Below are 22,812 nucleotides of genomic sequence, written 5' to 3'. Positions count from 1 at the left end.
GGGTACTAATCAAAGAACTAACGGCGGCTCGCTTGTTTGCGCAGTTCAAAATCAAACTCGTCAGGAAACAATACGACCCCTTCTTCATTTTGATTTGGGAATACAACAATCGATAGCTCGTCATCCTCTAGACCAGAGGTCCAACGGCTGTGCCACTTGTTTAAAGAGATCGCCTCAGGCTCGCAATCTTCCCAATCACCATTCGCCCATTGCAAAGCAAACTCTTCGTTTGGCCATACTGGTACACAATCATCATCTTCTGTATTTAACATGACACAGCCATGTTCGTCTTTCAGAATCCAAACCTTACGATTCGCCACAATCTCTTTTACGCAGTACTTTAAACGTTGCTCTTCATCGTAGCGATTAATGGTATCCATCTGCTCTTGGGTCAGTTGCTCAGACATATTCGTCTCCTATTTCCCATAGAAAAATGCCCGCAGCTAGGCGGGCATTTAAAGTATATGCTAGAAAATTAAGCTAGCTCAGTTTGAAGCCAAGGCCAACCTTGCTTCTTACGGCTTAGCGTGTTTTCCATCATTAGCATGCCGTCTTTTTCGTGCTTAACAAGCTTCTCAGCCCACTCACCTTTGTATAGAAGACGAGTTTGAGCAGTCGTGATGTCTGTTAGCATTACAGCAGCGAACGCTAGGTTATCTTTCTCACAACGAGATTCTAGGTCTGCTTCTAGTGCTTCGATCATACCGTCAACTTGCTCAAGAGTTGCAAGTTCAACCTGACCAACCACTACGTCACGACCGTTGAATGGGTAACCTTTAAGGTCTTTCTCAACAAGCTCAGCCGCTGATAGACCTTCGATGTTTGTTTTAGCAATTAGAAGATCTTTAGTGAACGCGTCAACATCTTGTACGTCTGCGATTGCCGCTAATTCAGCAACGGCATCTTTGTCTTTTTGTGTACAAGTTGGAGAAGCAAAACCTACTGTGTCAGATAGAATTGCTGACATCATTAGCTTAGCAATTTGTGGAGTAATCGCGTGACCTTCAATCTTGAACATGTTGAATAGAACAGTGTTGGTACAACCAACAGGCCAGATCCATGCTTCCATTGGGTTTACTGTCATCACGTCACCTAGACGGTGGTGGTCAACAATACCCGCAATTTCAGCTTCTGCGATATCGTCTGGTGCTTGTGCTAGATCTGAGTAATCTACTAGCCAAACGGTCTCACCCGCAACTGATGTGCGAAGCTCAGGAACTTCAGCGCCAGCAACTTCTAGGATGTGCTGAGTTTCACGGTTGATTTCGCCTTGGCGAATTGGCATAGCTTCAACGCCACGCGCTTTTAGAAGTTCAGTTGCAACGAGTGCACTACAAATACTGTCACTGTCTGGGTTCTTATGACCTACAACTAGAATCATGTTTCTTCCTATTCAAGTCAATTTTATACGCCGCCTAATACAGTTAATTAGGGCGTGTTTGCTCACAAAGGCCGATACTTTACCTGATTTCAGAGAGTTTGACACGAAGAAAAGTTCACAATGCTATTGCGAATAAATCTCATTTACATATAATGATAATTATTCCTATTTGCATTTGAGTAAACGATGAACGCGACCCAATTATTACACTCTGCACAACAGTTGTTTCAGCCTACTCAGTTTCGTTTAGCTTATAAGCGATTGCTGATCCCTATCGTCATGCTCATTTTGCTAGGCAATGAAAATACACGTGACGTAGCCGTACAGACGCTATCCGACTCATTCTGGGCAGTGTCATGCTATGTTGCTGCCACATTGGCTATTTATCATTATCTTTCAAACTTTATGTCGAAAACCAATCGAATTACCGAGCTATATCATCGCTCGCGTAATCATCAGGTTTTCTTTGCTTCTTTATTGGGTGCTTTGCCTGGCTGTGGTGGCGCTATTGTTGTGACAACGCAATTTATTAGTGGCCGAGTGGGATTTGGTGCGATTGTCGCGGTACTTACTTCAACAATGGGTGACGCTGCCTTTTTACTTCTTGCCGCCAAACCAAGTGTTGGATTAGGCGTGGTTGGATTAGGCATTATCGTGGGTACTCTTTCAGGGTTAGTCGTTAATGCTTTTCATGCTGATAACTTTCTGCGACCAGAACCAAAAGAAGCACCTCAGACACATGCTTGTTGCCAACACCAGACAGACCGACACACGCCTCTTGAACAACGTGCAATCAATCTACAAGGCGCATTTTGGAAATGGCTTATTGTGCCTGCTAGTGTCGTTGCTGTGTTAATGTCTTTCCAAATAGATATTAATCAGTTGCTATCTTTGAAAGCCAACACCATTGAATGGCTGGGCGCTATCTTCGCGGTGATCACAATGTCGTTGTGGGCTATGACAAAAGAGCTCGGCGATTATCAGTCAACGGTCTCTGAAGATGAAAAAATTGTGGACTCGCATCCAATTCAAAAAGCGGCTCAAGACACAAACTTCGTCAGTGCTTGGGTGATCGTCGCTTTTCTGGCGTTTGAACTGACGACCTATTTTTCTGGAATCGACCTCGTAGAAACCTTTTCTCATTGGGGGATATGGATGCCATTAGCTGGCTTAGCCATTGGTATGCTACCTGGTTGTGGTCCGCAAATTTTAGTCACTAGCCTGTACATCTCTGGTGCAGCGCCACTTTCGGCGCAATTGGCAAATGCGATTTCTAACGATGGTGACGCCCTATTCCCCGCCATTGCTATGGCACCGAAAGCTGCTTTGGTCGCGACTATTTATTCGTCCATTCCTGCGTTTATTGTTGGATACGGGTATTACTTTTTATTCGAGTTCTAACGCCCAGAGCATCAAAACGAGAAAGGAGCCGCAATAGGCTCCTTTCTTGATCTTGGTATTAGGCGATTTACTTCACGTTATGCTGTAACGATCGCTTTCGCATTGAGCCCTTTATCCACGCTCACCATTAACAACTGGCAAGGTTCTTGGTTTAGCTTTTCCCCTGTCCAGTAATCATACCAGTCCACCGGTTGATCAGACGTCAGCGTAAATTCCATCGCTCCGTAACTCGCATAATTAAACAAACAATGGAGGTCATTCTTCGTCGTTAGTTTTAAAAACGCGTGATTTAAACTCAAAGCGGTAAACTTTGCAGATTGCTGGTTACGTTGTTGACGTAACATGAGCTTAGCCAGTGTCTTCTTAGCAAACGGCGTAATCTCAGGGAGTGGGTCGCCAGACAGCAGCAAACCACCACTCGCTAATAACACCGTGCGATGAAATTCATACTCTTCTCTGGATGCAGATTGATTAGCTAATGAAGTGAATGTCGCGCAATCCGGGTCAATTTGCCACAGTTTTCGGTGCTGCCAACTACGGTAAAAGGTTTCTCTGGCTATCTGCTCGAATCGACGACTATGACGCTCTACATCGTCAGAAACACGCATTGCATCCACAAGCCCCAGAGATGGCCACATTGGCGCGTTGCAACCTAAAAGCCACGCATCACCAGCGCCTTTGGCAATCGCTTCCATTCCTAAGCGATACGCCTCAACGCCTGTAATACCAGATTGTTTACGAACACCTTTTAAGGTGCCCCAATAGTTCGCGTCTAGCTTGAACAACTCAACGCCCCACTCTTGTCTCATGACAGAGACCACATTCGTCAGATGGTCTTGCACTTCTGGATTTGAGGTATCGAGTATGTACCAAGGTGTGCAGCGCCAACCACCGTATGTGACATCTTCTGCTTTAAGTAAGCTTCCATCTTTGTGGCGAACAAACCAATCTGGATGCTGTTTGAAGATCTCCGACTCAGGCTGAGCAATAAAGGGCGCCATCCAAATCGCCGGCTTTTTGCCTTTTGCACGGATACTATGAATGAGCTCTTTTACGCCACCAGAAAACTTATCTGATGGGGTTAACCAATCGCCCATAAAGGCTTGATAGCCATCATCCAGAAGTACCCACTCCAGGTCTTCGAGCTTATCTTGCATGCAATCAACGTTCTGCATGATGTTTTGCTCTGTCACGTCTGCGTAGTACGCGTACCACGAACACCAACCAACAGGCGCATCTTGTGTCACACCTTGGCGAACAGGATGATGCTTTGCAATCATCTCGCCATAGGTTTGATAAAGCTCGGACAGCGATTGACCACAGAGTACCGCCACGGATTCAAGTTGATTACTTTCCCAATCCGCCACTTGAGTCAACTCACCATCAATTGCGGCTGATAAAACCCAATGCCCATCACGCAGCACAACATCAAAATAGCCTGCAAAGCGATGACATGATGTGAAGCCAAATAATGTGTAGCCCGCTGAACCTTCCACCACTAAATAGTTGTAATAACGCTTAGGTGCATTTTTAGGGTAGATTCGATAAGAAGGATTATTGTCTGGGCAGCGACCAATATCAACGGGGTGATTGATCGTTCCCGCCGTTTGCGCCAACATTTGAAAACCATCCCCAATTACGTTGGCCTCGTGCTCGTACAAAAACGGCATTTCGAATAACACTTCACGGTCCGTAAAGGTTTTATTGTGAAGGCCAGCAAAAGAAAAATGTAATTGATTACCCTCGACTTCAACTTGGAAGTCATTGTTATTCACAGTGATCTCAGTGTGATTTGCTAATTGAATGCTCTGAGCCATAAAGAGTCTACTCACTTAATTATTATTGTTTAGCTTGGCGCATTATCTCCTGCCTGTCTCACCCAATTCGTTACCATCATCACGAATACCAGTCTCGTTTAACGTTATGAAGTTACTATTGAGACAACGCTCACTGAAATTTTGATAAAAAAATACCAGCCCTGAGGCTGGTATTTGGATTTATGCAAACTGCACTAATTAAGCAACTTCGATCGGACCACCAAATGAAGTGACTGGCGGCACTTTACCTGTGAACTTCTCGAAGTCTACGATACATGTGTTCGCAGAAGTCGCCTGTGCAAGCTCAGAAGAACCGATGTCTTGCGTTAGGGTGTTAGGATCACCGTAGGTACAGATTGCGCCTTCTTTCTCGTTTAGAGGACCGTACCATGCACCTTCTTCGATACGAATAACGCCACGTGGGTAGCTGTCAGTCAAAACAGCACCAGCTAACAGCTGACCACGACCGTTGAATACACATACCAAATCACCATCTTTGATACCTTTTGCTTTGGCATCCGCTGGGTTGATGTAAACCGGCTCACGACCTTGTACCGCGTAAGTCGCGCGGAACTCTTCAGACTCACACATTTGAGAGTGAAGACGCTTATCAGGGTGGCAAGACTGCAACCAGAATGGGTATTTATCTGAACCAGGACCACCGTGTGAACGCTCTGATTTTTCGAACCACATTGGGTGCTCTTGACAGTGTTCGTAACCGTAACGGCCGATCTTGCGTGATGTAATCTCGATGAAGCCAGACGGTGTACCTAGTGGGTTAAGCTCAGGGTCTTTACGGAAGTCCGCATGACGAACCCAAGGTTTACCTTCACCGAAGTCTAGTACGCTCTTCTCCCAGAACTCGTTGAATTCTGGCATTTCAAACTTACCTTCGTTCGCTTTTTTACAATCGTTGTAAAGGCTTTCGATCCATTCCATCTCGCTCATACCACGAGTGTATTCTTCGCGGCGACCAAAACGCTGAGTGAGTTCACTCATGATTTGGAAGTCAGGCTTAGATTGGAACAATGGATCAACGAGACGATGCATCGCAATCAGACCTTTGTTCGAGTATGAACCGTATACGTCGATGTCGTTACGTTCCCATTGCGTACACGCCGGTAGAACGATATCTGAGAAACGACATGTCGCAGTCCAAGCAAACTCGATCGTTACAACCGTTTGAAGTTTGCGGAACGCTTTCTTCATGCGGTTACGATCTTGATGGTGGTGCCATGGGTTACAACCCGAGATAACCATCATCTTGAAGTCTGGCAGTTTCACTTTACCGCCGTTGTAGTTGATCTCTTTGCCAGGTTCTAGCAGACAGTCGATCCAACGTGCAACTGGGATAGTACGACTGTAACCGTTAAAGTCGTTGTTGTCCCACTTCGGTTTCATACCTTGGTCAAGGTTACGAGGGAAACCACCAGGGCCCGCGAAACCAGTAGAAGGCACACCGATACTTGAGTAATGGTGACCGTAAGAGATACCACCGCCAGGTAGACCGATTTGACCAACCATTGCAGCAACCACAGCCGCTGCCCAGTATGGCTGCTCACCGTGCTCTTGACGCTGGATACACCAACCCATCAGGATCTGTGTACGACCGCTGACTAGCATGCGTGCGAATTCACGGATCTTGTCCGCTTTCACGCCACAAATCGCTGCTGCCCATTCGGGCGTCTTCTCTACTTTGTCTTTTGTCTTACCTTGAACGTATTGAATGAACTCTTCAAAGCCTAGACAGTAAGTATCAATGAATTTCTTATCGTACAGGTTTTCGTTGTACAACACGTGTGCCACAGCGAGCATGAACGCTACGTCTGTCAGCGGGTTGATGTACAAGTGATCGTTCTCTAAGTAGCGCTGAGTTTTGTTCTTCACTGGGTCTACAGATAGAACGTTGATCTCACCTTTCGCCACTTTTTCTTTTAGTTGTGCAAGGTACTTAAACGACTCATGCGTTTCACAGTTCCAACCTACTTGAAGGTTTTTCACTGGGTCGTTAGCCCAAAGAACGATGTTGTCAGAGTTTTCTAGGATCTCAGACCAAGACGTACCTTGTGCATAAACTTCGGTTGAGCCTAGCACGTACGGCATAATGGTTTGACCTGCACCCGTCGAGTAGTCACCTACTTTAGTGATGAAGTTGCCATGCATACCTACTGCACGTTGCATGTGCGCAGTACAGTTGTTAAATGAACCCGTTTGGTTCCAACCTGTTTGACCTGCATGCAGCGCCCATGGGCCGTAGTCTTTTTGAATACGTTCTAGTTCGCGATAAAACAAATCTAGCGCTTCATCCCAAGTTACTCGGATGAAACGGTTGTTACCGCGAGTATCTGCGCTGTATTTGTGTTTCTTCAACCAATCTAGACGAACCATTGGGTAACGAACACGTGAAGGGCTGTAGATAATACCCTTAATGCCGTTCAACATTTCTGTTGGGTTTTTGTCTAGCTCTAGCGGCTTGATCTCTTGAACTTTACCCGCGTAGATGTGGGCGCGGAACGCGCCCCAGTGAGAACCGGTTACTTTCCAAGTACCTGTCGTCTCAACGGCATTTGCAGAGGCGGACGCCAATAAGCTAGGACCAATTACTGACGCTGCACTTGTGGTTGCTACACCTTTAAGAAAACTTCTTCGTGTAATAGCCATTTAAAATTACTCCAATCCGACGCTTATTAGTGGTGACCTTCAGCATAATCTGAAGAGTGTTTCTGTAGATACTTCAAGATCAGTGCTTCACTGTCTGTATCTAGGTTAACGAACGCCAACATACCGTCGAACATACCTGGCCAGGTGTTCGCGTCGAAGTGCGCTTCCGCAGGTTGAGTGTGACATACAGAACAATTGGTCTTGTAGGCTTCACGAGATTTTTCCCAAACAGGATTGATGTCGTTCAGCATAGACTCTTTCTTAATCCATACTTTCGCCGCTACTTTTTCCCAAGGAAGGCCTGTTAGCTCATCCACTTTTTTCTCACCAGTCGTCACAATGTTGCTGTCTGTTGCTGCTTCTTTCATCAGAGACGCAGTCGCAATGTTCTTACCGAAGTCTTCTTGAATTACACGACCAAAACCTTTTGCTTTGCGCCAACCGTCAATTTCGATCTCAACAAACTCGCCTTTGTCTTCAAGAACTTTAACGGTCGATGCAGGATTAAGAAGACCAGCTTCTTTACTGCCTTGCGCATCAAAGTAAATTGGTAGGTGACGAACGCTCACGAGTTGCTGACCAACGCCGTAATCCGTGTTAGAAGTCATACCCTCTAGATCACCCACGATACCGCCAATGCTGTCCATGCCTGCTGGTAGGTTGTGCGCAATACCCTTGTGACAGTCAACACAGCTTTGATCTTTCTCAGCGGCTTGCTTCATTTGGATACGAGCCGTAGGAGACATTTGCTCGAAATCCATCGATTCGTAGTTGTGACAGTTTTTACACTCCAGAGATTTGTTTGCCGAGAAACGATCCCATTCGTGTTTAGCAAGTTCGATACGACGCTCTTCGAACACACCCGGTTCGTCGTAGTTGCCAAATACTTGTGCAAATACTTCTTTAGAAGCTTGCATCTTACGAGCGATCTTATCTGTCCAGTTATGTGGAACGTGACAATCAGGACAGGTAGCACGAACACCAGAGTGGTTTTTCCAGTGCACCGTTTCTTGTAGCTCAACGTACACGTTGTCACGCATTGTGTGACAACTAATACAGAATTCTTCTGTGTTGGTTGCTTCTAGAGCGGTGTTAAAGCCACCCCAAAAGATAACACCAGCAATAAAGCCGCCCATAGTCAGCACACCTAGGCTGATATGTACAGCTGGGCGCGTCATGGTACGCCACAGTTTAATGATTAATGATTTCATTATTTGCTCTCTTAAAATCTTTTCAAAAGTGTGGTTATGAGCTCACTGGCTTACATGCCGTGCGCGCCTGGAGGTCCAAAGAAGAAGACTTGCAACATCCAAACGATGAACCCGTAGCCGCCAACAAAGGCCACACTCAGAATTGGGAAGAGAACAACTGCAATGAAGAGGAACGACTTCCACTCCAGGGAGCGTTTTTCACCACTCTCAATTTTATTAACATCACTCATACATTTGCCTATTTTGTATCTAGTGTTATTGAAAAGCCCGCGTAACCAAGCTTAAGTTTTTTACAATCTCTAATGGAAAATGTTAGACCATACTAATAGTAGGGTTCAATCAAATAAGCGACCTCAGACCTTGTAATTCAACACTTTTTTGAGCTCATCCAGAGATATGATGGATTGATGTTATTTATTAAAAAACATGAACAGATGTGACAAAATAAGTCTTTTAAGAAGTTGTTAAACAACCAACATTTAAGAAACATCGATCACATTTAAATCGTAATTACCATGCCATAAATCGACTTAAAAACTCCGAAAAAGATAACCACTTGTAAACAGAATGCTGCGTATTAATGTCTAAAATAGCACTCAAGGTTTACTTTAAGAACAGCAAAAAGTGCACATAGTGGTTCATATAAAGGGGAGGCTTAGATACAATTATTCGCGTATTTTCAAGGAGCGATTATGGACAACGTGGTGGATATAAGCTGGGTCAAACTGGCACTGTTTGGTTTGATTTTATTGGTCCCCTTCTTTATCAATGCCCGCTACAAATTAGGGATAGCAAAAGACACCATAATCAGTGTTATCCGAATGACACTTCAGCTCATATTGATTGGCGTGTATTTAGAATATCTTTTTCAATTAAACAGCTTACTTGTCAATATACTTTGGCTTGCCATCATGCTACTGATTGGTGCCAGCTCAATTGCGGGAAAAGCTCACTTACCTAAAAAGCCACTTATGCTTCCGCTACTAACGGGCCTTACCTGTGGTCTAATACCACTTCTGATAGCAATTACAGCAGGCCTAGTGCAACCATCCCCTATTTACAATGCGCAGTACATGATCCCACTTGCTGGTATGTTATTGGGTAACAGCTTGAGTAGTAATATCATCGCTCTTCAGAATTTGTTTACGGCTTTTGAGCAGAGACAAGCAGAATATGAGGCTGCAATCTCACTTGGAGCCTCTCCTCGCTACGCATCCTTCCCCTTCATTCAGGAGGCTCTTAGAAAGTCCCTTGCCCCGACTTTAGCTTCTATGGCCACTACAGGGCTGGTTACCTTACCGGGTATGATGACCGGTCAAATTCTAGGTGGCGCGAGCCCGATGGTTGCGATTAAATACCAGTTAGTAATTATGCTGGCTATTTTCGTTATGTTGAGTGCCTCCGTAACCATAACGTTAGAAATGACATTGCGCTGGGTACAAACCAAAGAAGGCCGAATCAAGATAAAAATCGAGCAACCCGAATCGACCAAAACTCACGGTTAGTTGGCGCTTGTGGGTAAAGCCCGTTAAACAACTTATGTTGCCAAGTCGAACGTACTTATAACTGAATAACTCAACTATTCTTCGAGCACTCATCAAGACGCTTTCAGATGAAAAGTCAGGCAGAATTCTTTTTGATATAAGCCTCTAATTTTATGAAATTTTCTTTGCAAGTTTAGATACGCACGACCTTTGATACAGGTTATCCACAGAAAATGTGGATAAGCCCCCAAAACCCATACGCAACCAGAAACATAGCAACATAAGTGATCAATCTAATCGTCATGCATTGATCACGTGACTGACATGTTCTAATTTTAAAGTAAAGGCAGTGACCACAAACTTGGAGAGACGTACATGGATGTCTTAATGATCAAAGAAAATTACGATGAACTCCTGTCCGATGCACCTCTGGATTGGCTCGTTCAAGAACCAAAGGAAGTAACTTCTCATTGGCTCCCAACCGATTTTGGCATCAACGAAGAGTTGATTTAGCATGACTCGACTTATTTGACATTTGCAGAGACAAATAAAAAGAAAGGCGAACCATCTGGTTCGCCTTTCTTGTGATCTTCTAAACTTATCGCAAATGGTTATCTTCATCGCGTAGATAAATCATCCAATACCACATGCCAACAAATACGCCACCACCAATAATGTTTCCTATCGTAACAGGAATTAGGTTGTTTACGATGAACCCCATCATGTTTAAGTCCGCGTAGTTTGCAATATCTGCCCCTGTCATTTGCCAAAACGCTTCTGGCGCAAAGTACTTAATACCAATCGCCATAGGTACTTGGAACATATTCGCAATACAGTGCTCAAAACCTGCCGACACGAACATAGCCACAGGCAAAATCATGACCGCTATTTTATCTGTCAATGTTCGCCCACTAAACGTCATCCAAACTGCAATACAAACTAATACGTTACACATAATGCCAAGCGCAACAGCGGCAAAGAAACCATGATGTAATTTGTGTTGGGAGATCGCCATCGCGTTGAGACCAACTTGGCCATGATCAAACATATATTGCTTGGTAACTAGCATACAGGCCACGAGCAAAATGGCCCCAACCATATTGCCAAAGTAAACCACCAACCAGTTTTTGATAAGTGCTTGCCAAGAGATTTTTCCACTCGCACGCGCAACTAGTGTCAGCACAGAGCTAGTGAAAAGCTCGCCGCCAGTAACCACCACCAAAATCAAACCAAGGCTAAATGCCAGACCACCAATGAGTCGTGTAATGCCCCAAGGCAGCTCGCCTGCGCCTGTCGTTACTGTGGTATAGAAGATGAAAGCAATACCAATATGAAGCCCCGCAGAAATGGCGAGCAGAAAAGATTTGATTGGAGCTTTCGTTGCTTTGCCTACCCCCACTTCAGCCGCGCGTTCCGCAGCTTGTGGCGGTAATAGTGAGTCAAACTGATTAAAGTTCATTCTGGTGTAACATTTAGAAACATTTAAAGAGGCGCGGATAATCGCTCTATTTCCCTATTTTTTCAAGTGCTATTTGGCGTGTTTACTAAAATCGTTGTTATTGGGAGATCAAGCAATAAATAGCGCCTATCATTCGCTACCGTAAGTATCATTGATACTTAACAAGTATTCGGCCTTTCGAACAAAGATCCTGCGTTATATCAGCCTGATAGCGCCATACTTAACACTTCTTGTCGTTGAATGTTGCCCAACGCTACTTTTCAGACTAGCTTGGTAAAAAAGCGCAAAGGAATCATTTATGAAATATTCAGCTGAACATATCGCCGAATTGAATCTACTTCTTCAGTTCGACCTAAGTAGTGCTGCAACTGGTATTAAAGTTCATACAGACGCGTCAGAAGAAATGCAGGCAGCCGTTGCTCGTCTATATGAGAAGCAACTTTGTACACAGCCTGACGGTGGTTATCTAACAGACGAAGGCATTGAAGTTGCAGAACATGCAGATAAGATTTTAAGAGTTTTGTCTGTGTAATTTGAACAAAAAACGCCACCGAACTCGGTGGCGTTTTTTAGTCCTATATTTTTCCTGTCGATGCCTGCGGCAATAATCGCTTTTTCATTTTGCTAAATGGTTGAACCTTGTCATACAACCAGTTAAAACCAGTGGCATAAAATAGGAAGAAAACGAGGAAGCCGGCTTCCAGCATTAGAGCTTGAAGAAGCGTAATTTCTAAGAACCAGGCAATCACAGGTAGAGAGATAAAGATTAATCCTCCCTCGAAACCAATAGTGTGTCCAAGCCGCATCGCTAAACTTCGCTCAGCTCGATTGTCACCAAACCACTTATCAAAGTACAAGTTGTAGATGTAGTTCCATAGCACGGTATACATGCTCAACCCGACCCCAACCAACGCAAGATCACTAGAGCCCTTTCCAGTGATCAATGAAGCCGCTGGTACAATAATCGCGAGTGCGATTAACTCAAAAAGTACTGCATGAAAAATTCGTTCGTTACGAGTCATATTTCTCTGTCCAAATAGTTCTACTCAATGCTTAGAATTTTATCTATTATTTAGATAACCAAAAGTTAGATACCATCGGTTTAAGCGATATGTTTACCATCGAACAACTGCAAGCTTTTATTGCTACATCAGAAGCAGGATCATTTTCAGGAGCAGCTAGAAAACTGGGGCGAGCTCAATCTGTAGTGAGCCAGCACATCATGAATATGGAGATCGACTGTGGCGTTGAGCTTTTTGATCGATCAGGCAGGTACCCTAAATTAACTGAGAATGGCCTCGCTCTCGTACCCTATGCACAAGCAACAATCAGCCAACTCGACCGCCTAAACAATAGGGCATCGCAGCTCTTTTCCACGCCAACGAACAAATTAGTCTTAGCTATTGATGAAGGGATTCCTCTGACTCGCTTGCCGGATGTGCTAAAGAAGTTAGAGCAACGCTTTCCACACTTACAAGTTGAATGCTTAACGGCATCAAGCCCTGATATCATTGAATTGGTTAAGTCGGAACGCGCCACGACTGGGATTATTTTGAGTGATTTACAAATGCCAAGGCACATCGATTTCACCAATCTTGGCAATATTGCATTTGATGTCTATGTCTCTTCAACGCATCCTTTAGCAAAGCAGCAAATCACTCACATTGATCAACTAAAACAACATCGTCAATTGGTCATACGATCCAAAAGTGCAGAGCCATGTGGTCTCAATCAAGCATTTAGCCCAGATATCTGGTACGCTGATAACTACTATATTTTGTTGGAATTGGCGAATAAAGGGTTTGGTTGGTGCTTTCTACCACAGCATTTAGTCGCGTATTCACCTAATACATTAAAAAAAGTTGGGGATGATTTCACAAAACTGGCTTGGCAAGTCAATGTTGACCTTATTCAGCACCAGAAATGGCATTCAGATCCCCTCCATCAACAAGCCAAAGCAGAACTGCTCAACCTATTCGGGCAGACATAAGTAAGTAGGAAGACCCAAATGGCAAATACATTGATCGTAGGTGCAGGCTGGCTCGGAACTCCGCTAGCAGAAACATTGATGAAAGATGGACACTATGTTGTCGTCACTCGTCGTAGCCAAACTCGATTAAAAGAGTTACCCACCTCATTAACTCACTCCGCATTGTTCGATTTCAATCAATTGAACGCCACAGCACGGCTAGATGAGCTGCTCAAACAGCATCAAATTACGCACGTTATCGGTGCTTTTCCTCCAGGATTTCGTAAAGGACGCGGTCAAGAATATGCACAGCAATGGCAAATACTTGCCAACGCAGCTAAGCAAAACAACGTTGAAAAACTTCTCATGATCAGCTCTACCACGGTTTACCCTAACCTTGCTTCCGATATGGAAGAAGCTGACGCGTCACTCTCTTTAGCAGCCGAAAGCCCTTATTTCTCTGACAATGCACGTATTATGCTTCAAGCAGAGCAGCATGTTATCGACTCGAATATTAACTTTGTTATTCTACGTTGTAGCGGATTAATCGGGCCAGATAGACACCCATCTCGCTTTGCAGCAAGGCTTCAACAAGTTAGTCGTAAAGCACCAGCTAATATGCTTCATCAAGATGATGCTGTCTCGGCTGCGAAATTTGCCTTAGGCAATTTAAGCAACCAAGTCATTAACGTTACGACACCTCATACTGTCAGCAAGGCTGAGTTCTACCAAGCTGCCATAAACAAAATCGGAAGTGAGATACCTCTTCCACCCGTCACAGAGCAAGCTGACAAGCGTATTCTTGCTGACAAACTACTCTCACTTGGTTATCGATTTCACTTCAATTCAACTTTGGATGCGCTATGAGACTCTATAGACATATAGAAACGCTTTGGGATTACATGCAACTCAAACATGAACTGAAACCTGCGGACTGTTTGTTTGTGATGTGCAGTAATGATGTGCGTGTAGCGGAGCACGCTGCCAAGCTCTACCACCAAAAGTTGGCACCTTTGATTGTATTTTCAGGGGGTGAAGGTCGCTTCACAGATGGACTGTTTGAAAAAAGCGAAGCAGAAACCTTTGCCGAGATTGCAAAGATGTCGGGCGTTCCAAGTGAAGCAATTTTGCTCGAAACTGAATCCACAAACAGTGGAGAAAATGTTCGCTTTACTGAGCAACGATTAAAAGAGGAAGGAAAACAGTGTTCCTCGTTTATTCTGGTACAAAAACCGTTTATGGAGCGTAGAGCAATCGCGACATTTGAAAAACAGTGGCAGTCACCCTACACTCAGCTCCAAGTAAGCTCTGCGGCTCTTCCATTTTTTGAATACATTAATGAAGACATGCCATTAATGATGGTGCTAGAAGCACTAATGGAAGATTTCTCTCGCGTAAAAAGCTATCCAGAGAAAGGATTTCAAACCGAGCAGAACATCCCTCAGCAAGTCGAATCTTCTTACCAGGTTTTACTCGAGCGGTTTGGTTTTGACTTAGTCTAACTTTTTCTAACCGACAACAAAAAGCCACCAAGTTCGGTGGCTTTTCTGTATCAATACGGCTTATTTACCGAGCGCTTCTTTGTAATGTTGGCGGCATACGGAGACATACTTATCGTTACCGCCGATCGCAACTTGATCGCCTTCTTTAATTGCCACGCCGTGTTCATCGGTACGAATAACCATATTCGCTTTGCGGCCGCAATGGCAGATTGTTTTGAGCTCAACCAGCTTGTCTGCCCAAGATAATAGATACTTACTGCCTTCAAAAAGTTCGCCTAGAAAATCGGTGCGAAGGCCGTAACACAATACTGGAATATGCAACTTATCAACGACTTCAGTAAGTTGATAAACTTGTTCTTTCGACAAGAACTGACACTCATCAACAAGAATACAGTGACGTTTTTCAACCTCATTCAGAGCTGCGATCTCCTGATACAAATTGGTATCCTGACGAAATAAATGTGCGTCAGATTGAAGACCAATACGAGAGCTCACTTTACCGACACCAAAACGATCATCTAGCGCAGCCGTAAAAATAACTGGCGTCATGCCGCGTTCTTGATAGTTGAAAGAGGATTGAAGAAGCGTTGTTGATTTACCCGCATTCATTGCTGAGTAATAGAAATACATCTGAGCCACAGAGCATTACCTAAAGTTAAAGTTTTAATTTATGGAAATGGAAAATAAAAGGGCTGAATTATCAGCCCTTTAAAAATGAAAATTCAATTACTTACGACGCCACGTTGTGCCTTCTGGACCATCTTCCAGAACAATGCCCATTTCGGTCAGCTTGTCACGAGCCATATCTGCATTCGCCCAATCTTTCGCAGCACGAGAGTCGTTACGCAGCTTGATCAGAGCTTCGATTTCAGCCACTTCATCATCGTTACCCGCATCACCTTTTAGGAAGGCTTCAGGATCTTGGTGAAGAATACCGATCACGTCAGCTAGTTCACGCATTAGCGCACCTAGCTCGCTCGCTTTCTCTAGGTTTTCTGTCTTCAGGCGGTTAACTTCGCGCGCCATGTCGAACAGAACTGAGTACGCTTCTGGTGTATTGAAGTCATCGTTCATCGCTGCTGTAAAGCGAGATACGTACTCTTCACCACCAGCAGGAGCAGCATTTAGATCCAAACCACGTAGAGATGTGTACAGGCGCTCAAGCGAAGCACGTGCTTGGTTTAGGTTATCTTCGCTGTAGTTTAACTGGCTACGGTAGTGACCAGACATTAGGAAGTAACGCACTGTTTCAGCATCGTAGTGACCAAGAACGTCACGGATAGTAAAGAAGTTACCTAGAGATTTAGACATCTTCTCACGGTCTACCATTACCATGCCGCTGTGCATCCATGTGTTCACGTATTGTGTATCGTGTGCACAGCATGATTGTGCGATTTCATTTTCATGGTGTGGGAACTGAAGGTCAGAACCACCGCCGTGAATGTCGAAGTGGTTACCTAGGATTGAAGAGTTCATTGCTGAACACTCAATGTGCCAACCTGGACGACCAGGCCCCCATGGTGACTCCCACGTTGGTTCACCCGGCTTTGACATCTTCCAAAGTACAAAGTCTAGAGGGCTGCGTTTTGCTGTTTCGATATCAACGCGCGCGCCAGCTTGAAGCTGATCAAGGTCTTGCTTAGAAAGCTTGCCGTATTCGTTGAATTTACCTACTTCAAACATTACGTCACCGTTATCTGCAACGTATGCAAAACCGCGCTCGATTAGCTTCTCAACCAATTCGATGATTTCAGCAATAAACTGTGTCGCACGAGGTTCAACGTCCGGACGTTTCATGTTCAGCGCATCAAAATCAGCGTGCATTTCACCAATCAAACGCTCAGTCAATGAATCGCAAGACTCACCATTTTCTGCGGCACGTTTGATGATCTTATCGTCGATATCTGTGATGTTACGTACAAACGTCAGATCGTAGCCCAAGTAGCGAAGGTAACGTGATACAACGTCAAAAGAGACGAAAGTACGACCGTGACCAATGTGACAGAGATCGTAGATGGTAACTCCACAGACATACATACCGACTTTGCCAGCTGTAATTGGTTTGAATTCCTCTTTCTGTCTTGTGAGTGTGTTATATATCTTTAACATGATCTCTATCTATGATTGTGAATGAATAAAAGAAGATGAGTATATCAACTCCAACCTAGTTAGGTAATAGCAATTAACCGATAAAACGATAATCGGCTAAACTTCAAGCACAAAACGAAGAATTTCCTCTTCCTGAGTTTTTAAAGCACTAGAACTTAGGCTAGAATCTCGGGCTCAACACAACACAGTAAAGGAAAGTAGCATGATCACCCTTCACACTAATTTTGGTGACATCAAGATTCAACTAAACGAAGAGAAAGCGCCAGAGACAAGCGCAAACTTCCTTCAGTACTGCCGCGACGGTTTCTACGACAACACGCTTTTCCACCGTGTTATTGACGGCTTCATGATCCAAGGTGGTGGTATGGAGTCTGGTCTACGTGAAAAAGCGACTCGTGCACCTATCAAGAACGAAGCAAACAACGGCCTAAGCAACAAAGTGGGTACACTTGCTATGGCACGTACTATGGAGCCGCATTCAGCAAGCTCTCAGTTCTTCATCAACGTAAACAACAACACATTCCTAGACTTCCGTAGCGAAAGCCTAGATGGTTGGGGTTACTGTGTGTTCGGTGAAGTAATCGAAGGCATGGACATCGTAAATAAGATCAAAGGCGTTAGCACTGGTTCTTACGGCATGCACCAAGACGTACCTCTAGAAGACGTAGTAATCACTGGTACAACAATTGAAGAGTAATTCTTAGGAATTATTTTTAAAAGATAAGTTAATGGGGAGGCATAGCTTCCCCTTATTTCTATGACGACATTATTTATTTCCGATCTTCACCTTACCCCATCACGTCCTGATATCACGGAATGTTTTGTGACGTTCATGCGAACAGAAGCAACAAAAGCTGATGCACTTTATGTACTCGGCGATCTGTTTGAGTTCTGGATTGGTGACGATGACAACACCCCTTTTGCAGACCAAATCCGCGCAGAATTTAAAGCACTGACGGATGCGGGTGTGCCAACTTTTTTCATCCAAGGCAATCGAGATTTTTTACTCGGCAAACGCTTTTGCAAAGAAACCGGTATGACATTACTCGACGATGTCTGCACGATTGATCTTTATGGTCAAAAAGCCGTAATCCTACATGGCGATACGCTCTGCATTGACGATGTGAAATACCAAGAGTTTAGAAAAACCGTTCACAAGCCATGGCTACAATGGTTGTTTAACCGTATTCCTTGGTTCATTAAGAAGAAAATTGTCTCAAAAGTTCAATCCGATATTCGTGATGATAAAATGAGCAAGTCATTAGATATCATGGACGTCAACCAAAATGAGGTCGAGAAAGTGATGTCTCAGAACTGCGTCAACTTAATGATTCATGGTCACACACATCGCCCGAACACACATTTTTTTGACGTTGATGGCGTTAAAAAGACCCGAATTGTTTTAGGGGATTGGTATACGCAAGGCTCAGTTTTAAAAGTAAATTCTGATAGTTTTGACCTACAAACGAGACCGTTCATACAGAATTTGCGTTAAGCATGTAGAGCGTGTAGAAGATTCACGCTCAAGTCGTAGATATTTTGTAAAAAATCGCTATTATCATAATACTAAGTTAAACAGAACGAAGTACCTAATTGAAGTATTCTTACGTAGCTCGCCAACCGATTCTGGATAGAGAAAAACGAACCATAGGTTACGAACTCCTCTTTCGAGACGGCCCTAAAAATACCTTCCCTGAAGTAGAACCAGAGCTGGCTACTAGTCGACTGCTATCCGATCATTTTTTATCGACGCATTACAACACATTAGGAAACAAACTTGGCTTTGTTAACTTTCCGCATCAAAGCTTGGTGAACTTGGTCCCAACTTTGTTTCCTAAAGAATCTCTCGTCATTGAAGTCCTTGAAGACTGCGAACCGACAGAAGAACTGTTAGAAGCCATCAAGCACCTTCATGAGTGCGGATACAAAATTGCTCTGGATGATTTTGTTCCGACGAAAGCTTGGAAGCGCTTTCTTCCATACGTTTCCATGATCAAGTTTGATATTAGACTTGTGCCGATCAAGAAAGCTGCCATTTTTATTCAGGCGTTGAGCCCATTTAAAATCGACTTTCTTGCGGAAAAGGTAGAGACCTATGAAGAGTTTGAGCAAGCTCTAGAAGCCGGTTTTAACTATTTTCAAGGGTATTTTTTTAGCAAACCTGAGATGATCCAGAAAAAACGGTTGAACCCCGCGTTTCTTACCGTCATCCAACTTTGTAAAGAGATTGCAGATAAGCCCATCGACTTCAATGAGGTTGAACGTCTGTTTTCGATTGATGTGACGCTGTCATACAAGCTGCTTACTTACGTAAATTCAGGATATACATTAACGACTAAGATCAAATCGTTCAGACAGGCGCTTATTTATCTGGGTGAAGAGCGACTACGACGCTTTATTTCCTTAGTTGCAATTGCCTCCGTTCAAGAAGATAAACCTGACTCTCTTTACTCTTTAGCGATTCAGCGTGCACGAATGTGTGAACTGCTACTTAGTCAAATGAACACTAGGTATGACCCTGGGCAGGCTTTTTTGACAGGCATGTTTTCTTTGCTCGGATCTTTGCTCGATCAACCGCTCTCGGATGTCATTGAAGATATCCCCGTTGACGAAGATATAAAACTCGCATTAACCAGTCGAAAAGGCGTACTTGGTCACTTACTTTCGATGACGATCGCCTACGAACAAGCGGACTGGGAGTTAGCCGAGCGATATTGCACCGTTCTTAAATTAACCGAACCTCAATTAGCAGACGCTTTTAATCAATCGACGGAATGGGCTCAAGAACTGCTGTCTCAAACGCCCTAAATGGCTATAATGCCCCAAAGAATACCTGCGACCTCACTTATGTGGGGTTGTTTGTTTTTACCGCTTAATTAATCGAGATTTCATTTTATGGCTTCTTCTTGTCCTTGCGGCTCTAACCGCACCTACCAACAGTGTTGTGAAATTGCCCACAATAACCACGCTGACGTCACCACTCCGGAGCAGCTAATGCGCTCTCGTTACAGCGCGCATGTGTTAGGTCTAGTGGATTACGTGGTGAACACATACCACCCAAGCTGTAATGCAGAAGAGCAACGTGAAGGCATTGCCCAATCTATCGACAGCGATTGGTGCAAGCTTGAGGTAGTGAAAGCTGAAGCGGGTTGTAACGAGAATGAAGGTTTTGTTGAATTCAACGCTTACTTTGACGAAGACGGCAAACGCTACTGCATGACAGAGCGTTCTCGCTTTGTAAAAGAAAATGGGCTTTGGTACTACATTGACGGCACGTTTCCAGAAGAAGAGCTAGAAGAAGAACCAGAACAAGATCCTCGCCTAAACCAACCAGTGAGTAGCCTAAAAGTAGGTCGTAACGACCCGTGTATCTGTGGAAGTGGTAAGAAATTTAAGAAGTGTTGTGGGTAAGATCATCCACTCCTAGCTTATTGAGCTCGATTTAATTGGATTCTTGACTTCGCCTAGGTTCGTTGGAGTGACGTGAATATATGTACCTATTTGAAGTAAATAACTCTACTGCAAGTACCATTAGAAAATATACCGTCATTCTGAACAGCGAGGGACGAGCGTGATTCAGAATCTAATCGCCACCAGCACTATTGCCGGTTTTTGCCCCGAATCAAGAACACTAAAGTAAAAAGCCCCTAGGCTCGAGAGCATAGGGGCTTTCACTTATCGCAAGCTTACTTATGACGCTCTTTCAGTTTATTCACTACGTCATTCATCGATAAGCCTTGGTCTTGAAGCAATACCATTAAGTGATAAATCAAATCTGCAGATTCACACACTAACTCCGCCTTATCGCCCGACGTCGCCGCAAGCGCGACTTCAACGCCTTCTTCGCCCACTTTTTGCGAAATACGCTTGGTGCCACGGGCATAAAGACTGGCAGTATAAGAGGAATCTGGGTCGGCACTCTTGCGGGCAGCCAATAGCTGCTCAAGTTGATGAAGCCACACCATTTGTGACTCCTCTTGAGGGTCCACATCCCAGCAAGTTGTGTTACCCAAGTGACACGTAGGACCAATGGGATTCACTTTCACCAGTAGCGTATCGTTGTCGCAATCGAGCTGCATGTTCACTAGTTGCAATACGTTGCCGGAGGTCTCACCTTTCGTCCAAAGACGCTGCTTGGTACGAGAGAAAAACGTCACTTGACCTGTTTCGCCCGTTTTTGCCAACGCATCTTGGTTCATGTAACCCATCATCAGCACTTGGCTTGATTGGAAATCTTGTACGATGGCAGGTACCAGACCATCCACCTTTTCCCAGTTGATTCGCTCAGCTAGCGAACTTACTTCGGCGGCTTTCACACTCATAGTCGTACCTCAATGCCTTGTTGTTTCAAATACTGCTTTAGTTCACCAATATTGATGACTTGTTTGTGGAATACCGATGCGGCAAGCGCGCCATCCACATTTGCTTTTTGGTAGGCTTCTGCGAAATGCTCCATAGCACCTGCCCCACCCGATGCAATCAATGGCACGTTACACACTTCACGCACCATGTTAAGTTGTTCAATATCGTAGCCGTTACGTACGCCGTCTTGGTTCATCATGTTCAGTACGATTTCACCAGCGCCACGCTTTTGTACTTCTTGCACCCAATCACGTGTTTCCCATTGAGTTGCTTTGGTGCGTTCTTCATCGCCAGTAAACTGGTAAACCTGATACTTGCCTGTCTCTTTGTCGTAGTATGAATCGATACCAACGACGATACATTGCACACCAAACTTATCAGCAAGGTCAGTAATCAGTTGCGGGTTAGCCAATGCAGGTGAGTTAATAGACACTTTGTCTGCACCAAACTCAAGAATGCGCGCTGCATCTTCCGCTGATTTAATACCACCAGCGACACAGAAGGGAATATCAATCACTTCAGCAACGCGAGCGACCCAACTTTTGTCAACGACACGCCCATCACTTGAAGCGGTAATATCGTAGAACACAAGCTCGTCAGCGCCTTCTTCCGCATAACGCTGTGCCAGAGGAACGATGTCGCCAATGATTTCGTGGTTGCGGAACTGAACGCCCTTTACCACTTGTCCATCACGGACATCAAGACATGGAATTATTCGCTTTGCCAGCATGCAAATGCCTCCTCTGCTGTGAACTTACCATCTAACAGCGCGCGACCAACAATCACGCCAGCCACACCGCTGCCTTTTAGTGCTTCGATATCCGCTAATGAGCCGATGCCGCCTGAAGATTGGAACTGCACTTGTGGGTACTGTTTACATAGGTCGACATAAAGCTCTACGTTTGAGCCTTCTAGCGTACCGTCACGAGAAATGTCTGTACAAAGCACACGCTGCAAACCTACCGTCAGGTAATCGTTGATCAGAGCTTCGATAGTCACGCCTGAATCCTCTTGCCAACCAGAGATCGCTACTTTACGTGTGCCGTCTTGGTCGATGTTGATGTCTAGCGCGAGAACGATTTTCTCCGAGCCGTATTTTTCCATCCAACCTTTCACAAGCTCTGGCTGTTTTACTGCTGTAGAGCCAACCACAACGCGCTGAGCACCCGCTTCTAGCAGATCAATCACGTCTTGCTCGGTACGCACTCCGCCACCGATTTGGATGTTCGCTGGCGTGCTTGCTAGTAGCGTTGCAATCAAATCAAGTTGGCGTGCTGTCGTGTCTTTCGCGCCAGTTAAATCCACCAAGTGCAGCCAGTTAGCACCCGCTTGGTGATACAAGTTGAATTGCTCTGCTGGGTCGACTTTGTACTCGGTTACTTGGCCGTAATCACCTTGATAAAGGCGAACCACCTGTCCTTCAATTAAATCAAGAGCTGGAATAATCACACTAAAT

Annotated in this window: 24 protein-coding genes; 11 read left to right on the top strand and 13 right to left on the bottom strand. The window is 44.6% G+C overall.

Annotation, left to right across the window (positions count from 1 at the left end; all coding sequences use genetic code 11):
* Window positions 1–17: 17 nt before the first annotated feature.
* The gene (locus R7P80_RS04770) at window positions 18–407 is read right to left on the bottom strand and encodes a DUF2750 domain-containing protein (protein ID WP_017634677.1); all 390 of its coding nucleotides are present in this window, start codon (window positions 405–407) and stop codon (window positions 18–20) included.
* Window positions 408–475: 68 nt separating this feature from the next.
* Window positions 476–1,381, bottom strand: a complete 906-nt coding sequence (locus tag R7P80_RS04765) for a manganese-dependent inorganic pyrophosphatase (RefSeq protein ID WP_017634678.1) — start codon at window positions 1,379–1,381, stop codon at window positions 476–478.
* A gap of 186 nt (window positions 1,382–1,567) precedes the next feature.
* On the opposite strand from R7P80_RS04765, the gene R7P80_RS04760 reads away from it, so the two are divergent.
* Entirely contained in the window at window positions 1,568–2,782 is a 1,215-nt protein-coding gene (locus tag R7P80_RS04760; RefSeq protein WP_025766868.1) for a putative manganese transporter, read from the top strand.
* A 77-nt stretch (window positions 2,783–2,859) separates the two neighbouring features.
* Here R7P80_RS04760 and R7P80_RS04755 read toward each other — a convergent pair whose 3' ends face one another.
* The 4 genes from R7P80_RS04755 to torE all read right to left on the bottom strand — a co-directional run bounded on the left by R7P80_RS04755 (window position 2,860) and on the right by torE (window position 8,701).
* The gene (locus R7P80_RS04755; protein WP_225491461.1) at window positions 2,860–4,599 is read right to left on the bottom strand and encodes a glycoside hydrolase family 36 protein; all 1,740 of its coding nucleotides are present in this window, start codon (window positions 4,597–4,599) and stop codon (window positions 2,860–2,862) included.
* 198 nt (window positions 4,600–4,797) lie between these two features.
* The gene (gene torA, locus R7P80_RS04750) at window positions 4,798–7,260 is read right to left on the bottom strand and encodes a trimethylamine-N-oxide reductase TorA (RefSeq protein ID WP_225491462.1); all 2,463 of its coding nucleotides are present in this window, start codon (window positions 7,258–7,260) and stop codon (window positions 4,798–4,800) included.
* Between the two features lie 26 nt (window positions 7,261–7,286).
* Window positions 7,287–8,471, bottom strand: coding sequence for a pentaheme c-type cytochrome TorC (torC, locus tag R7P80_RS04745; protein ID WP_005378139.1), 1,185 nt, complete (start codon window positions 8,469–8,471; stop codon window positions 7,287–7,289).
* A 50-nt stretch (window positions 8,472–8,521) separates the two neighbouring features.
* Window positions 8,522–8,701, bottom strand: coding sequence for a trimethylamine N-oxide reductase system protein TorE (gene torE, locus R7P80_RS04740; protein WP_005378141.1), 180 nt, complete (start codon window positions 8,699–8,701; stop codon window positions 8,522–8,524).
* Between the two features lie 462 nt (window positions 8,702–9,163).
* Between torE and R7P80_RS04735 the strand changes: the two genes are divergently transcribed.
* Both R7P80_RS04735 and R7P80_RS04730 read left to right on the top strand, forming a co-directional pair.
* Window positions 9,164–9,976, top strand: coding sequence for an ABC transporter permease (locus tag R7P80_RS04735; protein WP_017634681.1), 813 nt, complete (start codon window positions 9,164–9,166; stop codon window positions 9,974–9,976).
* A 354-nt stretch (window positions 9,977–10,330) separates the two neighbouring features.
* A complete protein-coding gene (locus R7P80_RS04730) occupies window positions 10,331–10,468 on the top strand; it encodes a hypothetical protein (protein ID WP_005378145.1) in 138 nt (45 codons plus the stop codon).
* An 85-nt stretch (window positions 10,469–10,553) separates the two neighbouring features.
* Here the strand turns inward: R7P80_RS04730 and focA are convergent, their stop codons facing one another.
* Window positions 10,554–11,414: a formate transporter FocA gene (gene focA / locus R7P80_RS04725; RefSeq protein ID WP_005378146.1), complete on the bottom strand. Its 861-nt coding sequence runs from the start codon at window positions 11,412–11,414 to the stop codon at window positions 10,554–10,556.
* 298 nt (window positions 11,415–11,712) lie between these two features.
* On the opposite strand from focA, the gene R7P80_RS04720 reads away from it, so the two are divergent.
* A complete protein-coding gene (locus R7P80_RS04720; RefSeq protein WP_005378148.1) occupies window positions 11,713–11,946 on the top strand; it encodes a TIGR02647 family protein in 234 nt (77 codons plus the stop codon).
* Window positions 11,947–11,989: 43 nt separating this feature from the next.
* Here the strand turns inward: R7P80_RS04720 and R7P80_RS04715 are convergent, their stop codons facing one another.
* Complete coding sequence (locus tag R7P80_RS04715) at window positions 11,990–12,436, bottom strand: PACE efflux transporter (protein ID WP_025766871.1); 447 nt, start codon at window positions 12,434–12,436, stop codon at window positions 11,990–11,992.
* A gap of 89 nt (window positions 12,437–12,525) precedes the next feature.
* Here R7P80_RS04715 and R7P80_RS04710 point away from each other — a divergent pair, with 89 nt between their 5' ends.
* From R7P80_RS04710 to R7P80_RS04700, 3 genes are read left to right on the top strand one after another with little or no spacing between them, the layout of a single operon-like run.
* Complete coding sequence (locus R7P80_RS04710) at window positions 12,526–13,404, top strand: LysR family transcriptional regulator (RefSeq protein ID WP_005378151.1); 879 nt, start codon at window positions 12,526–12,528, stop codon at window positions 13,402–13,404.
* An 18-nt stretch (window positions 13,405–13,422) separates the two neighbouring features.
* Window positions 13,423–14,250 carry an NAD-dependent epimerase/dehydratase family protein gene (locus R7P80_RS04705; protein ID WP_025766873.1) on the top strand — a complete coding sequence of 276 codons (828 nt, stop codon included), beginning with the start codon at window positions 13,423–13,425 and terminating at the stop codon, window positions 14,248–14,250.
* A complete protein-coding gene (locus R7P80_RS04700) occupies window positions 14,247–14,885 on the top strand; it encodes a YdcF family protein (RefSeq protein WP_025766874.1) in 639 nt (212 codons plus the stop codon). The genes R7P80_RS04705 and R7P80_RS04700 overlap by 4 nt, the downstream gene beginning before the upstream one ends.
* 60 nt (window positions 14,886–14,945) lie before the next feature.
* Here R7P80_RS04700 and R7P80_RS04695 read toward each other — a convergent pair whose 3' ends face one another.
* The gene (locus R7P80_RS04695; protein WP_005378154.1) at window positions 14,946–15,524 is read right to left on the bottom strand and encodes a thymidine kinase; all 579 of its coding nucleotides are present in this window, start codon (window positions 15,522–15,524) and stop codon (window positions 14,946–14,948) included.
* Between the two features lie 87 nt (window positions 15,525–15,611).
* A complete protein-coding gene (gene cysS, locus R7P80_RS04690; protein ID WP_005378155.1) occupies window positions 15,612–16,994 on the bottom strand; it encodes a cysteine--tRNA ligase in 1,383 nt (460 codons plus the stop codon).
* Window positions 16,995–17,196: 202 nt separating this feature from the next.
* Here cysS and R7P80_RS04685 point away from each other — a divergent pair, with 202 nt between their 5' ends.
* The 4 genes from R7P80_RS04685 to R7P80_RS04670 all read left to right on the top strand — a co-directional run bounded on the left by R7P80_RS04685 (window position 17,197) and on the right by R7P80_RS04670 (window position 20,405).
* Window positions 17,197–17,691 carry a peptidylprolyl isomerase gene (locus tag R7P80_RS04685; protein WP_005378156.1) on the top strand — a complete coding sequence of 165 codons (495 nt, stop codon included), beginning with the start codon at window positions 17,197–17,199 and terminating at the stop codon, window positions 17,689–17,691.
* 60 nt (window positions 17,692–17,751) lie between these two features.
* The gene (lpxH, locus tag R7P80_RS04680) at window positions 17,752–18,489 is read left to right on the top strand and encodes a UDP-2,3-diacylglucosamine diphosphatase (RefSeq protein ID WP_005389817.1); all 738 of its coding nucleotides are present in this window, start codon (window positions 17,752–17,754) and stop codon (window positions 18,487–18,489) included.
* Window positions 18,490–18,587: 98 nt separating this feature from the next.
* Window positions 18,588–19,802, top strand: coding sequence for an EAL and HDOD domain-containing protein (locus tag R7P80_RS04675; RefSeq protein ID WP_005378158.1), 1,215 nt, complete (start codon window positions 18,588–18,590; stop codon window positions 19,800–19,802).
* Between the two features lie 87 nt (window positions 19,803–19,889).
* Window positions 19,890–20,405 (top strand): YchJ family protein, encoded by a 516-nt coding sequence (locus R7P80_RS04670; RefSeq protein WP_005378159.1) that lies wholly within the window; start codon window positions 19,890–19,892, stop codon window positions 20,403–20,405.
* 275 nt (window positions 20,406–20,680) lie between these two features.
* Here the strand turns inward: R7P80_RS04670 and hisIE are convergent, their stop codons facing one another.
* From hisIE to hisA, 3 genes are read right to left on the bottom strand one after another with little or no spacing between them, the layout of a single operon-like run.
* Window positions 20,681–21,316, bottom strand: coding sequence for a bifunctional phosphoribosyl-AMP cyclohydrolase/phosphoribosyl-ATP diphosphatase HisIE (hisIE, locus tag R7P80_RS04665; protein ID WP_005533681.1), 636 nt, complete (start codon window positions 21,314–21,316; stop codon window positions 20,681–20,683).
* Window positions 21,313–22,086 (bottom strand): imidazole glycerol phosphate synthase subunit HisF, encoded by a 774-nt coding sequence (gene hisF / locus R7P80_RS04660; RefSeq protein WP_004749837.1) that lies wholly within the window; start codon window positions 22,084–22,086, stop codon window positions 21,313–21,315. Before hisF ends, hisIE begins: the two co-directional genes overlap by 4 nt.
* A complete protein-coding gene (gene hisA, locus R7P80_RS04655) occupies window positions 22,068–22,805 on the bottom strand; it encodes a 1-(5-phosphoribosyl)-5-[(5-phosphoribosylamino)methylideneamino]imidazole-4-carboxamide isomerase (RefSeq protein WP_064353797.1) in 738 nt (245 codons plus the stop codon). Before hisA ends, hisF begins: the two co-directional genes overlap by 19 nt.
* Window positions 22,806–22,812 lie beyond the last annotated feature (7 nt).

It is taken from the genome of Vibrio sp. 2092, assembly GCF_033339635.1.
GTDB classification, from domain to species: Bacteria; Pseudomonadota; Gammaproteobacteria; order Enterobacterales; family Vibrionaceae; genus Vibrio; species Vibrio alginolyticus.
The sequence above is the reverse complement of the archived record's forward strand: the minus strand, read 5'-3'. Positions and strand labels throughout refer to the sequence as shown.

Bases quoted from the DNA above. Each gene is read 5' to 3' on its own strand.
- cysS (WP_005378155.1), bottom strand. From the start codon at position 16,994: ATGTTAAAGATATATAACACACTCACAAGACAGAAAGAGGAATTCAAA.
- R7P80_RS04765 (WP_017634678.1), bottom strand. From the start codon at position 1,381: ATGATTCTAGTTGTAGGTCATAAGAACCCAGACAGTGACAGTATTTGT.
- R7P80_RS04755 (WP_225491461.1), bottom strand. From the start codon at position 4,599: ATGGCTCAGAGCATTCAATTAGCAAATCACACTGAGATCACTGTGAAT.
- R7P80_RS04710 (WP_005378151.1), top strand. From the start codon at position 12,526: ATGTTTACCATCGAACAACTGCAAGCTTTTATTGCTACATCAGAAGCA.
- focA (WP_005378146.1), bottom strand. From the start codon at position 11,414: ATGAACTTTAATCAGTTTGACTCACTATTACCGCCACAAGCTGCGGAA.
- R7P80_RS04715 (WP_025766871.1), bottom strand. From the start codon at position 12,436: ATGACTCGTAACGAACGAATTTTTCATGCAGTACTTTTTGAGTTAATC.
- R7P80_RS04730 (WP_005378145.1), top strand. From the start codon at position 10,331: ATGGATGTCTTAATGATCAAAGAAAATTACGATGAACTCCTGTCCGAT.
- R7P80_RS04700 (WP_025766874.1), top strand. From the start codon at position 14,247: ATGAGACTCTATAGACATATAGAAACGCTTTGGGATTACATGCAACTC.
- R7P80_RS04685 (WP_005378156.1), top strand. From the start codon at position 17,197: ATGATCACCCTTCACACTAATTTTGGTGACATCAAGATTCAACTAAAC.
- hisIE (WP_005533681.1), bottom strand. From the start codon at position 21,316: ATGAGTGTGAAAGCCGCCGAAGTAAGTTCGCTAGCTGAGCGAATCAAC.
- R7P80_RS04735 (WP_017634681.1), top strand. From the start codon at position 9,164: ATGGACAACGTGGTGGATATAAGCTGGGTCAAACTGGCACTGTTTGGT.
- hisF (WP_004749837.1), bottom strand. From the start codon at position 22,086: ATGCTGGCAAAGCGAATAATTCCATGTCTTGATGTCCGTGATGGACAA.
- R7P80_RS04760 (WP_025766868.1), top strand. From the start codon at position 1,568: ATGAACGCGACCCAATTATTACACTCTGCACAACAGTTGTTTCAGCCT.
- R7P80_RS04670 (WP_005378159.1), top strand. From the start codon at position 19,890: ATGGCTTCTTCTTGTCCTTGCGGCTCTAACCGCACCTACCAACAGTGT.
- torA (WP_225491462.1), bottom strand. From the start codon at position 7,260: ATGGCTATTACACGAAGAAGTTTTCTTAAAGGTGTAGCAACCACAAGT.
- R7P80_RS04770 (WP_017634677.1), bottom strand. From the start codon at position 407: ATGTCTGAGCAACTGACCCAAGAGCAGATGGATACCATTAATCGCTAC.
- torC (WP_005378139.1), bottom strand. From the start codon at position 8,471: ATGAAATCATTAATCATTAAACTGTGGCGTACCATGACGCGCCCAGCT.
- lpxH (WP_005389817.1), top strand. From the start codon at position 17,752: ATGACGACATTATTTATTTCCGATCTTCACCTTACCCCATCACGTCCT.
- torE (WP_005378141.1), bottom strand. From the start codon at position 8,701: ATGAGTGATGTTAATAAAATTGAGAGTGGTGAAAAACGCTCCCTGGAG.
- R7P80_RS04705 (WP_025766873.1), top strand. From the start codon at position 13,423: ATGGCAAATACATTGATCGTAGGTGCAGGCTGGCTCGGAACTCCGCTA.
- R7P80_RS04720 (WP_005378148.1), top strand. From the start codon at position 11,713: ATGAAATATTCAGCTGAACATATCGCCGAATTGAATCTACTTCTTCAG.